Source organism: Ewingella allii (assembly GCF_044430645.1).
GTDB classification, from domain to species: Bacteria; Pseudomonadota; Gammaproteobacteria; order Enterobacterales; family Enterobacteriaceae; genus Ewingella; species Ewingella allii.
Map to the genome: position 1 here is coordinate 383,084 of NZ_JAWUDN010000001.1, position 10,698 is coordinate 393,781.

The 10,698-nt window shown below is 52.7% G+C and carries 13 protein-coding genes; 6 read left to right on the forward strand and 7 right to left on the reverse strand.

Annotated elements, in window-relative coordinates; translation table 11 throughout:
• Positions 1-238 precede the first annotated feature (238 nt).
• Together SBO83_RS01835 and ddlA are read left to right on the forward strand one after the other, a co-directional pair.
• Entirely contained in the window at positions 239-568 is a 330-nt protein-coding gene (locus SBO83_RS01835) for a DHCW motif cupin fold protein (protein ID WP_100937941.1), read from the forward strand.
• Between the two features lie 47 nt (positions 569-615).
• On the forward strand, positions 616-1,713 hold the full coding sequence (gene ddlA / locus SBO83_RS01840; protein WP_396130275.1) for a D-alanine--D-alanine ligase: 1,098 nt from the start codon (positions 616-618) through the stop codon (positions 1,711-1,713).
• Between the two features lie 195 nt (positions 1,714-1,908).
• Here ddlA and SBO83_RS01845 read toward each other — a convergent pair whose 3' ends face one another.
• The 6 genes from SBO83_RS01845 to SBO83_RS01870 all read right to left on the reverse strand — a co-directional run bounded on the left by SBO83_RS01845 (position 1,909) and on the right by SBO83_RS01870 (position 4,383).
• Complete coding sequence (locus tag SBO83_RS01845; RefSeq protein WP_396130276.1) at positions 1,909-2,205, reverse strand: TM2 domain-containing protein; 297 nt, start codon at positions 2,203-2,205, stop codon at positions 1,909-1,911.
• 186 nt (positions 2,206-2,391) lie between these two features.
• Positions 2,392-2,655: a multiple stress resistance protein BhsA gene (gene bhsA / locus SBO83_RS01850; RefSeq protein WP_396130277.1), complete on the reverse strand. Its 264-nt coding sequence runs from the start codon at positions 2,653-2,655 to the stop codon at positions 2,392-2,394.
• A gap of 37 nt (positions 2,656-2,692) precedes the next feature.
• Positions 2,693-2,950 (reverse strand): multiple stress resistance protein BhsA, encoded by a 258-nt coding sequence (gene bhsA / locus SBO83_RS01855; protein ID WP_353501430.1) that lies wholly within the window; start codon positions 2,948-2,950, stop codon positions 2,693-2,695.
• A 128-nt stretch (positions 2,951-3,078) separates the two neighbouring features.
• The gene (bhsA, locus tag SBO83_RS01860) at positions 3,079-3,336 is read right to left on the reverse strand and encodes a multiple stress resistance protein BhsA (protein ID WP_353501431.1); all 258 of its coding nucleotides are present in this window, start codon (positions 3,334-3,336) and stop codon (positions 3,079-3,081) included.
• Positions 3,337-3,416: 80 nt separating this feature from the next.
• On the reverse strand, positions 3,417-3,674 hold the full coding sequence (gene bhsA / locus SBO83_RS01865) for a multiple stress resistance protein BhsA (protein WP_353501432.1): 258 nt from the start codon (positions 3,672-3,674) through the stop codon (positions 3,417-3,419).
• Positions 3,675-4,128: 454 nt separating this feature from the next.
• Positions 4,129-4,383, reverse strand: a complete 255-nt coding sequence (locus SBO83_RS01870) for a hypothetical protein (protein ID WP_353501433.1) — start codon at positions 4,381-4,383, stop codon at positions 4,129-4,131.
• 156 nt (positions 4,384-4,539) lie between these two features.
• Here SBO83_RS01870 and SBO83_RS01875 point away from each other — a divergent pair, with 156 nt between their 5' ends.
• The 3 genes from SBO83_RS01875 (at position 4,540) to SBO83_RS01885 (ending at position 7,636) form a co-directional block, all read left to right on the forward strand.
• Positions 4,540-5,199, forward strand: coding sequence for a TetR family transcriptional regulator (locus SBO83_RS01875; protein WP_396130278.1), 660 nt, complete (start codon positions 4,540-4,542; stop codon positions 5,197-5,199).
• 235 nt (positions 5,200-5,434) lie between these two features.
• Positions 5,435-6,544 (forward strand): suppressor of fused domain protein, encoded by a 1,110-nt coding sequence (locus tag SBO83_RS01880; protein WP_353501435.1) that lies wholly within the window; start codon positions 5,435-5,437, stop codon positions 6,542-6,544.
• 171 nt (positions 6,545-6,715) lie between these two features.
• On the forward strand, positions 6,716-7,636 hold the full coding sequence (locus SBO83_RS01885) for a chitinase (RefSeq protein ID WP_353501436.1): 921 nt from the start codon (positions 6,716-6,718) through the stop codon (positions 7,634-7,636).
• A 247-nt stretch (positions 7,637-7,883) separates the two neighbouring features.
• Here SBO83_RS01885 and SBO83_RS01890 read toward each other — a convergent pair whose 3' ends face one another.
• Positions 7,884-9,362 carry an MFS transporter gene (locus tag SBO83_RS01890; protein WP_396130279.1) on the reverse strand — a complete coding sequence of 493 codons (1,479 nt, stop codon included), beginning with the start codon at positions 9,360-9,362 and terminating at the stop codon, positions 7,884-7,886.
• 346 nt (positions 9,363-9,708) lie between these two features.
• Between SBO83_RS01890 and osmF the strand changes: the two genes are divergently transcribed.
• A complete protein-coding gene (gene osmF / locus SBO83_RS01895) occupies positions 9,709-10,653 on the forward strand; it encodes a glycine betaine ABC transporter substrate-binding protein OsmF (protein ID WP_396130280.1) in 945 nt (314 codons plus the stop codon).
• Positions 10,654-10,698: the final 45 nt, after the last annotated feature.

The window sequence follows — 10,698 nt, forward strand, 5'->3', positions numbered from 1 at the left end:
TTGGCAACACTCTAGAATCGGCGGTTTTTGCGCCAAGCCCCACAGCCCGCGCCGCGCCAGCCCTGAGGGCTGTCCTTCGGATAAATCGGCTTTACTTAACTTTGCAGCCAACGCATTCATTGACCTGCTGAACTCTTTTTCAGCTCATATTCATCCCGCCAATCAACATTGATTGATAAAAACCGCGCTCACTTTTATGCTGGATTTCCTTTTTGATCTGACAGATAACGAGAAGCCGATGAAGCTTGCTGCAATTCCGTTTTGTACCACCGACTGGAGCCAGATAGAGCCAACCGAGCACGCGGGAGAAACCGGCGTAGCCCTGTGGCGCACCCAGCATTTCGGCGATATTCGCGTGAGGATCGTCGAGTATTCGGCGGGCTATTTGGCGGACCACTGGTGTAGCAAGGGGCACGTGCTGTTTTGTCTCGAGGGCGAATTACAAACTCGTCTCGACGACGGCCGCACCTTCACCTTGACACCCGGCATGAGCTATCAGGTGGCGGATAACGCAGAGGCGCATCAATCCTCGACCGCGTTGGGCGCAAAGCTGTTTGTGGTTGACTGATTTTTCAGTCCTAACACCCCTTTAGATACTGTTTTTGAGGAGCTGTGGTGAGTAAATTACGCCTAGGCATCATTTTTGGCGGGAAATCGGCAGAGCACGAAGTCTCGTTGCAGTCGGCAAAGAATATTGTGGATGCCATAGATAAGCAGCGTTTTGACGTCACGCTGTTAGGCATTGATAAAACAGGCGAATGGCATATTAACGACGCCAGTAACTACTTGATCAATGCTGAAAATCCGTCAATGATTGCGCTGAATAAGTCCAACAATCAGGTGGCACTGATCCCCGGCCAGACTGAAAACCAGCTGATTGAAACCCACAGCGCCAGCGCGCTTTCCCAACTGGATGTCATTTTCCCGATTGTACACGGCACCTTGGGTGAAGATGGCTCGCTGCAAGGGCTGCTGCGCATGGCGAATATTCCCTTTGTCGGCTCTGGCGTGCTGGGGTCGGCGGTCAGTATGGACAAGGATGTGACCAAGCGCCTGCTGCGCGACGCGGGCCTCAATGTGGCACCTTTTGTCACCGTGACGCGTAGTAACCGCGCCAAGCAGACCTTTGAAAAAGTGGCGCAAGAGCTGGGTCTGCCGCTGTTCATCAAGCCTGCTAACCAAGGCTCTTCGGTAGGCGTCAGCAAGGTCAGCGATCAGGCTGGATATGCCCGCGCATTGGACTTGGCCTTTGATTTCGACCATAAAGTGCTGGTGGAGTCGGCCATTGTCGGGCGTGAAATCGAGTGTGCCGTGCTGGGTAACGCGCAGCCGCAGGCCAGCGTCTGTGGCGAAGTTATCCTGCACGATGAGTTCTACTCTTACGACACCAAATACATCAACGAGCAGGGCGCCTCGGTGGCGGTGCCGGCGGATTTATCCCCTGAAACCAATAACCGAATTCGCGCCATCGCTTTGCAGGCGTTTGAAGTCTTAGAGTGTCGCGGTATGGCGCGCGTGGACGTATTCCTCACCCAGCAGGGCGAGGTGGTGATTAACGAAATCAACACCTTGCCGGGATTCACCAATATCAGCATGTATCCAAAACTCTGGGCCGCCAGCGGCTTAGGCTATAGCGATTTGATCACTAAATTGCTCGAGCTGGCCCTAGAGCAGCACCAACAGGACAGCCAGCTGAAAAGCTCGGCCAACTAATTTTGCAGTAAAAACCTCCCCTGATGACCGGGGAGGTTTGCCCGACTTAGCGGCGATACTTCCACAAAATGCCAACCGCGGTGCTCAATATTAATCATCACCAGCGGCGCTAAAGGCCACGCGGACATGGGCGGGATCAGCAGAAAGCAAAAAGGCAGAAATCAGATTCTGCCTTTTCCATTTTTACCGCCGGTCTTAGCCATACTTTCTGGCAAAATCTTCGTCCGACATGCAGAGATAAATAATAAATTCTACAAATGCGACGATCGAAGGAATAAAGGTCCAGCAGAAGAGTAAGTACAGGAAACCTTGCCCGATTTTACCCAAATAGAACTTATGTACCCCAAAGGCACCGAGGAAAAAGGCCAGCAAGGCCGCCGCGATGCGGTTCTTCGAACCCGGCACGCTGTTGGTTGCGCCACAGTGAGGGCAGCTTCTGGCAGTTTCGTGGATCTCTTTGCCGCAGCCTCTACAAAAAACCATATTAGACATCGTTATTTCATCCCATGAAAATTCTTATAAATTGTGCAGCAGCATTATAGAGGCTGTTGATAGCGGCGATATAGCCTTTCTCTAAACGAGGGATGAAAATAATTACTTTAGCGGGGGATGGGCGAGAGGCAGGCATGAAAAAGGCGGCCAAAGCCGCCTCTTCTTCATGTTTCTACTGCTTAACGCTTACTTGTACAACTCAGCCGTGCCGTAAGTGTGGTTATCGCCGTCACCGGAAGTGAAGATGATGCGATACGCACTTGCGCCTCTCGCCTGTGCTTCATTGGCGAGTTCACTCTTCAGGCCAGACAAGTCAGTACCGGCCTGTGCGCTAATCACCCCAATAGACTTGGCGTTAGCTGGTGCAGACTCGACCTGTGTCGCGGCCAAGGTGGTGAAAGAGGCCCCGGCCAGTGCGATGGCTGCGAGAGTCTTTGTCAGGTTTTTCATGATGTCTTGCCCTCAGTCGTCGTGATTAATGCGACGATTATTTATACAGCTCAGCAGTCCCGTACAGGCGGTTGTCGCCGGATGCGGAGATGATGCGATAAGAGGTAGCACCATTAGCTTCTGCTTTGGCTGCCAGTTTATTTTCCAGACTAGACAGGTTAGTGCCGGCCTGTGCGCTGATCACGCCGATTGGCTGTGAGTTAGCAGGAGCAGACTGAACCTGGGTGGCGGCCATAGTGGTGAAAGAAGCCGTTGCCAGTGCGATGGCTGCGAGGGTCATTGTCAGGTTTTTCATAATATATTGTCCTATTGATTCGTCGTTTATCAGGCTTTGTTAGCTGGGCGCTCTTCGCGCGCTCTTTCTGGGCAACAAAGCCACTCTTCTGTCCGTTCGGTACCCTTTAAAACTCAATACTTCAGGACTTATTTGTACAGCTCGGCAGTCCCGTACAGGCGGTTGTCGCCGGAAGCGGAGATGATGCGATAAGAGGTTGCACCATTAGCTTCTGCTTTAGCGGCCAGCTGGTGTTCCAGGCTAGACAAGTTGGTACCGGCCTGCGCGCTAACTACGCCGATTGACTGGGCGTTAGTTGGAGCAGACTGAACCTGAGTCGCAGCCAGAGTGGAGAAAGAAGCCGTGGCCAGTGCGATGGCAGCAAGAGTCATTGTTACGTTTTTCATGATAAGTACCTTTAATTATGAATCATTATTATTAATCGTTAACTAATTTAGTGCGATAACGCTTTAAAAGCGGCTCGCTGTTATTTGTACAGCTCAGCAGTACCGTGCAGGTAGTTGTCACCAGAAGCACCGATGATGCGGTAAGAGCTGGCACCTGCTTCAGTAGCTTTGGCATTCAGTTCACGCTGCAAGCTAGACAGGTCATTGCTTGAGTTCGCGCTGATCACGCCAATTTTTTCTTGGTTAGCCGGAGCTGAATCAACCAGCGTTGCCGCCATGGAAGAGAAAGATACGGTAGCCAGAGCCAGTGCTGCGATAGTCATTTTTACGTTTTTCATGATGTTAGTTCCTTATCTCTATTCGTTTATCGTGCTGTCGAAAGTCTTTATGATTCGCTCAACGTTATTAATTAACGTTCGATAATTAAATATTAGTCGTTGACGGAATCTTGTGCAACTTATTTTTTTAATAATCGTTAACTAAAAGTGCTGTGAGCAAGATCACGTTAACAAGAGGGATATGTATCTCAATTGTTAAATCTTCACGGCAAGTTAATTAATTAACGGTCGATAACTAAATGCTAGTGGGTTTTGATGACACAAGCAAGAATTATTTAATGAGTGATAACTTAATGGTTGGAGTGAAGGGCGAAGGATGGTAAAACCGTTGGGTGGTTTTCAGAAGTCTCGCTCTGCTGAGAATCAGAAAGGCGACCTTTATGTCGCCTTTCTATTACATCCCCTTTCTGCGTTGGCGTCTAAAGCACGGTGCAATAAGGGGTCAGGTGATCACCTAGTAATAAACGGGAGGGTGATTGCCTGAGCCCGCTGGGGCAGGTGGCATGGTTGGAGAAGTTGGAATGCGCTGTTGTGACGATTTGCCGTTGACGAAGCGGGCAGGGTGACAAAAGTTACTGTCCCCAGTCACATTGACCATGGCAACTTCCTGACTCTGTGTTGGCATCATGATAACCTGCTGTGCGGCGACATTGGCAACCGGGGCAGCGGTTAAAGCCATAACGGCAAGAAGGATTTTTAAAGCACGCATGATGGTTTGTCCTGAGATTCTAGATGCTAAGAGTGATTTACTTATCGCTCGATAATTAAATAATAATCTCTGCTGGACTTGTGCGCAACTATTTTTAATAATGATCGTTAAATTATTCTGATAACCAGAACCAATAAGGTGATGGAAGGAGGGTGTATGAGCACTGAACACACGGCTTTGGTCCGGAAAAGTCGCGGTCGCCCAAAACAGTTCGATCGTGGAACTGCTCTGAGCAAGGCCCTGAATTTATTCTGGCGTCATGGCTATGAGGCCACTTCTTTAGCGGACTTGGTCGAAGCCACGGGTGCGAAAGCTCCTACCTTATATGCCGAGTTCGGCAATAAAGAGGGGTTATTCCGCGCGGCCGTTGAACACTATCTGGCAACCTTTTACGAAAAGAGTTTCTGTCTGCTGAGCAGAACAGATTTGTCCGTTGAACAGGCTATCGAACAGTATCTGCGCACCACGGCAGAAATGTTCACCGACTGCGATACGCCGAGCGGCTGCTTTATGGTTAGCGCCTCATCCGGCATGTCTTCCTCTTCGCAAGACATCGCGGAAATGCTGCGCAACCGCCACTTGTCGCAGGAACGCACTTTGTTTGAGTACTTCGAAAAGAAAAAACTCAGCAACGAGCTTCCACAAACGACTGACAGCGCGCTGTTGGCGAAATATCTGGCATGTACTGTTCAGGGTATGTCAGTGCAGGCTCGCGATGGGGCCAGCACCGAGCAGCTTAATCGCTTGATTGATTTGGTCATTCATCTGTGGCCAGAGCTGAATAAAGCCACGGCGTCGAAACCTCTGGCTCATTAAGCTCGATAGCCACGCCGTTATGCTATAAACCAACACGCCAGGCGCCGAGATTCGGGTCTGGCGTTATTTTTTCCCGCTGGTTGCCTGCTGTTTACTCAATTTCGCCTCTGTTTTCCCCGCTATCACAAGGATTTTTGGGACTTTTGCCCGTTATCCTCACTTGCTAATCGTTCTACACTGACTGGAAAGTGACTCAGACGCTTCAAATCCTATTGAGGCCCACCGTTGAGGTTTTATGCGCCAGTCAGACATTCTCGTCGAAGTCAGTAACGACAAACAAACCCTGACCGCGCTGGTCGAGCAGGATGACCGCGTGGCTTATCTCTATATTTACGCCCGCGAAGATTTACGCGATCGCTTCCCGCGCATGCGCGCCTGCTGGATCCGCAATCTTTCTCCCGCCCCGCAGCACGACGACCATGCCGCCATGGAGAGCGGGAAGGCGCCGATGCTCGCCGCGCAGTATTGCCGCAGCCTGGAGGCAGAAGCGCCGCTGGATCCGGCACAAATTCAAATTTTATGGAATGAAAGCGACGACGGCGCGGCCCTCTGGTATCAAGGGTTGCTGCTGGCGGTGATCCCCGGCTGGAGCCTGTATATCGACCATTCGGTCTGCTATTCAGCGGGCTGCATCAAGCAAAACCCGCTGACTTTCCCATTGGGATCGGCGTCGACCAATACGCAATATGAGTTGGCCGACAAGACGCGCCAATTCTGGCGCGACTGGCAGCAGGAAGAGCACAACCCGTGGCCGAAAATTCAGCGTAAATTCCTCGCCAGCTATGAGGAGCGCTTCGGGCCATCGGTGAAATATTACGGCATTGATCAGGGCAACTGGCCGCCAATGGCCATTTCCCAGCACGAGGATGAGGAGAATTACTACTTCTTCACGCTGGGCATGAGCATCCGCCCAATGCCGCAAATCGACATTATTTTTAATGACGAAGCTCGCGAACACCGGCGCATCGAGCTGGCTTTCGCCGTCGGTAAAGAGTATGTGACGGAAGAGAACGCGGTGCAGATGGCCAGCGCGCTTTCTGGCTATGCGCAGCTGCCGTGGACCACGCTGAGCTGGCTGGGAGAAGGGCATACGCTGATTTCACCGATGGCGCCGCTGGGCTATGAGGGACACGTGGTCTCTTCCGCGCTCTGTTCGCCTTCCAGCAAAATGACCCTGCCAGATAACTATGGTGACCCGGTAAACCAGTTCTGGATCAGCCCGATTTTCACTGCCGAACGGGAGTTTGCGCTTTCCCGCCCCAATGGCGGATACGATTTGGTGGCGGCGATGATTGAGCAGGGGGCACGTCACGTCTTTGCACCGCGTTCACCGGTAATGGGATAAATGTTTAAATCTATCTAACTGTTTTATATCGTTTTAATTTTGATGCTGTTGTGCCATCGGTGCTACTACCCTGATCGAATGCATCAAAAAAGGTTGTAGGAGAAGATGACTTTGCCGCCGGAGAAGGCCCCGGCGTAAACGTTCTTACCTACATAAAAAAGGATATACAACATGGCTACTTTATATACCCCTTATATTGATGTGTCCCTGAATGCGCTGTGGAGTGACTGGCAGAATTACCCTAACGGTCGCCCAAACCCGCTTTACTCTCAACAAGCTATTTCTTACGGCGTTGACGGTCTGGTGCTGGGCTTCCTGACACTTTCCCCGTCGAATAAAGCCTGCTGGGCCGCCTCCGACGCCATGCCGCTGGAATGGGCGCTGCCGCTGGCAAACGACCTGAACGCGGCAAACCGTCAGGTAATTGTCTCCTTCGGCGGCGCGTCCAACGCCGATATCTCCACCAAGTTCACTGTTGACCAACTGGTACAGACTTACACCGACGTGGTACAGAAGTTTAAAGCCAAACAGCTGGACTTCGACTTGGAAAACGGTCAATACGACTACGGTAAAATCAGCTCAGCCCTGGCGATTTTCCAGAAGAGCAACCCATCGGTTCGCATCAGCTTTACACTGCCAACCATGCCAGCAGGTTTGGTGACTGAAGGTCTGAACATCATTCAGAGCGCCAAAAATGCCGGTGTGAAGTTCAGCGTAAACGGTATGGCGATGGACTATAACGACGGCGTTTCCAGCCAAGATATGGGTAAAGCAGCGACCAACGCGGCAACCAGCATCAAAACTCAGCTGGGCAAACTCTATCCGGGCCAGACTGACGCGCAGCTCTACCCACTGGTAGCCATCACCCCGATGATCGGTCTAAACGACGACACCACCGAGATGTTCAAACTGCCAGACGCCACCACGGTTGCCGCTTTCGCCAAGCAGAAGAACATGGCGTTTATCGGTAGCTGGTCGTTTAACCGCGACAACCCATCGAGCTACACCTACGTTGATTTGCAGACCAGCAGTAACCCGGCGCAGAAAGCCTCAGGTGATTATGCGAAGACGTTCTTAGCGGGTATTCGCTAAGGGAATAGTGGGCAGGGAGGCCCACAGCTCCTTTAGATCTTTAAATTCAAAACCGTGGGCTCGCCGCCCACACTGGCCCAAAGGGTTTTAAACGAAACCCTTTGGAATCCTGCGTTTTTTGCTGTTGTAAGATCGAGGCTTCGCAGGGTTCCAAGGGAGGCGCGTTTACGCCTCCCTTGGTCGGTGTGGGCCGACGCCCACGACCTTGACCTTAAAAGGTTTGCTCAGCTTTCCCAAAAGCTGCCCCCTAAAAATCTTCCGCATCAACATCATACCCTGAGGGTTCCCAGCGAATCGCCGTCAACACGATAAGCCCTGCCAGCGGCGCTAACGCGATCACCCAGAATACGCCGGTGCCGAGGGCGGCGGCTAATACGGGGAACAGGAACAGCGAAAACGTTGAGCTGCCGCGCATTAACGTTTGGTTGAAGCCTACGCCCATGCCGCGCAGCGAGGTCGGGTAGCTCAAGGAGGCGAAGGTCATGGTGTGGGAGCCGGGGCCGAAACCTTGGCCGAACAGGAATAGCGCCAACATGCCGATGGAAATCGCGGCTTCTGCGCCGCCGGTTGGGCGACCAATGGCGGCGAGTACCACCAGGGCGATCAGCTGACAGGCATATCCGGCGACGGTCATCTTCCATGCGCCGAACTTCGACACATAGCGCACCGCAATCAGCCCGCCGACAAAGGCAAACAGCAGGTTAAGCGCCAGCGACACCAGAATGGTGCTGATCATCGACTGAGCCAAAAACGTCGACAGGATCACCGGCAGGCCGAAAGCCACGGCGTTATAGGCGAAGGAGGAGGCCACGGCGGTCACCGTCGCCAGCACGGTACGGCGCAGATAAACCCCTTGCAGCAGCGTGCCGTAGTTGCGCCACGCGGCTTTACGCACTTTTACCGCCGGTTTCAGATCGGCCTCGTCGGCCACCACGGCATTAATATTGTATGACTTACGCAAAATCGCGGCGGCACCTTGCAGGTCGCCCTGATTGGCGGCCCACACCGGCGACTCATTCATATAACGATGGCGGATGGCGATGATCAGCAGAGCCGGAACCGCGCCGAAGCCGAGGATTAAACGCCACAACCAGTCGGTGTGCGTGGCAGGCAATACCGCGTAAAGCAGCAGTACGAGCAGATAGGAGATGCTGATGGCGGCGTACCACGTCGGGCACCACATCGCCACGCGCGAGGCTTTATTGCCACGCCCGGACAGCTTGGAGAACTCAGCTAAAAACGCCATCGCCACCGGCAAATCAATGCCGACCCCAAGTCCCATCACAAAGCGTGAGCCGCCCAGCACCCACTCGTTTGGGGCAAATGCACAGGCCAGCGCGGCAAAGACGAAGAAGAACATGTCGGCCATAAACACCCGGTAACGGCCAATTTTGTCGGTGAGATAGCCGCCGAACAGCGCGCCGATGATCGCCCCGAAGGTGATTGCGGAAGCCACCATGCCGGTACCCGACGGCGTCAGGCTAAATTCGCGCGTGATGTCTTTAATGCCGAAGGCCAGCGCGCCGAGGTCATAGGCGTCGAGGAAAACGCCGCCGAGTGCGATAGCAATCACGATGCGTGCGTCGCTGAGCTTCGCGGCCCCACGGTTGACGAGCTGGGTGATATCGGCGGCGGAGCGGATTAAAACCGGCGCGTCGCTGGAGGATGAACTGACTGAACCTGTATTCCCTGAACCGGCGGGAGCCGCCGCAAATGAATCTGACATAATTATTTTTACGCTTTTAGACAAAAAATCAGCATAGAAGGGGCGTGACCTTAGTCACAACTGATTTTTATTCATGAGGTAAATGAAATAGTTATAACTTAAAACATTTTCATCTGAGAGGAGGGGCGCGTCCGCTAGGCTAGCCCTGTTACTTTAGGCGCTGAGTGGCAAAGCTTTTCACAAATAAGCATTTTACTCAAAAATCCAGCCTTGGTGTGATGACCCGCCATTTTGTCCGAATTGGCAAAATTGAACTATTCTTTATCACACCGTATGTGTATACGAATTAATGTTGTTGGTGATATCAAAGCCTTAACATAAAAGTAACCCGATAAGAGGAAATAAGATGGCTTTCATGACAGGACGTGGGCGAGTGCGGGCAATAGCGGCAGCAGCGACGTTGGCAATGGTTTCTACTTTTAGTCTTTCTGCGCAAGCCGCAGACAGCGTGCGCGTTGGCTCGAAAATCGATACCGAAGGCTCGCTGCTGGGCAATCTGATTGTGCAGGTGCTGGAAGCCAACGGCATCAAGACCACCAATAAACTGCAACTGGGGACCACCAAAGTGGTGCGCGGCGCGATCACCGCCGGCGAAATCGATATCTACCCTGAGTACACCGGCAACGGCGCGTTCTTCTTCTCTGATGAGAAAGACCCGGCGTGGAAAGATGCCAAGGCCGGTTTCGAGAAAGTGAAAAAGCTCGACTATGACCAGAACAAAATTGTCTGGCTGGATGCTTCCCCTGCCAACAACACCTGGACTATCGCGGTGCGTGACGACCTCGCCAGTGCGCATAACCTGAAAAGCCTTGAGGATTTGGGCAAGTGGATTAAAAGCGGCGGCGACTTCAAACTGGCGGCCTCTGCCGAGTTCATCGAGCGCCCGGATGCTTTACCGGCGTTTGAAAACGCTTACGACTTTAAGCTGAAACAGAACCAGCTGCTTTCGCTGGCGGGCGGGGATACCGCAGTGACCATCAAGGCGGCGGCGGAAAAAACCTCTGGCGTTAACGCGGCGATGGCGTACGGCACCGACGGTCCGGTTGCGGCATTGGGTCTGGTAACGCTGACTGACCCGAAAGGGGTGCAACCGATTTACGCTCCGGCACCGATAATTCGTGAATCCGTGCTGAAGGCGCATCCCAACATTCCAGAACTGTTGAAGCCGGTCTTCGCCTCCCTCGATGGCCCGACGCTGCAAAAGCTGAATGCCAAAATCGCAGTTGACGGTCAAGATGCCAAAAAAGTGGCCGCGAAATACCTGCAAGACAAAGGTTTCGTCAAAAAATGATCCTTGCCATATCGGTGAGGAGATAACGCAAGCCCGCCCGGTTCG

Coding starts and splice junctions, on each gene's coding strand:
- SBO83_RS01835 (WP_100937941.1), top strand. CDS start 239: ATGAAGCTTGCTGCAATTCCGTTTTGTACCACCGACTGGAGCCAGATA.
- SBO83_RS01845 (WP_396130276.1), bottom strand. CDS start 2,205: ATGTCTAATATGGTTTTTTGTAGAGGCTGCGGCAAAGAGATCCACGAA.
- bhsA (WP_396130277.1), bottom strand. CDS start 2,655: ATGAAAAACCTGACAAAGACTCTCGCAGCCATCGCACTGGCCGGGGCC.
- bhsA (WP_353501430.1), bottom strand. CDS start 2,950: ATGAAAAACCTGACAATGACCCTCGCAGCCATCGCACTGGCAACGGCT.
- bhsA (WP_353501431.1), bottom strand. CDS start 3,336: ATGAAAAACGTAACAATGACTCTTGCTGCCATCGCACTGGCCACGGCT.
- bhsA (WP_353501432.1), bottom strand. CDS start 3,674: ATGAAAAACGTAAAAATGACTATCGCAGCACTGGCTCTGGCTACCGTA.
- SBO83_RS01870 (WP_353501433.1), bottom strand. CDS start 4,383: ATGCGTGCTTTAAAAATCCTTCTTGCCGTTATGGCTTTAACCGCTGCC.
- SBO83_RS01875 (WP_396130278.1), top strand. CDS start 4,540: ATGAGCACTGAACACACGGCTTTGGTCCGGAAAAGTCGCGGTCGCCCA.
- SBO83_RS01880 (WP_353501435.1), top strand. CDS start 5,435: ATGCGCCAGTCAGACATTCTCGTCGAAGTCAGTAACGACAAACAAACC.
- SBO83_RS01885 (WP_353501436.1), top strand. CDS start 6,716: ATGGCTACTTTATATACCCCTTATATTGATGTGTCCCTGAATGCGCTG.
- SBO83_RS01890 (WP_396130279.1), bottom strand. CDS start 9,362: ATGTCAGATTCATTTGCGGCGGCTCCCGCCGGTTCAGGGAATACAGGT.
- osmF (WP_396130280.1), top strand. CDS start 9,709: ATGGCTTTCATGACAGGACGTGGGCGAGTGCGGGCAATAGCGGCAGCA.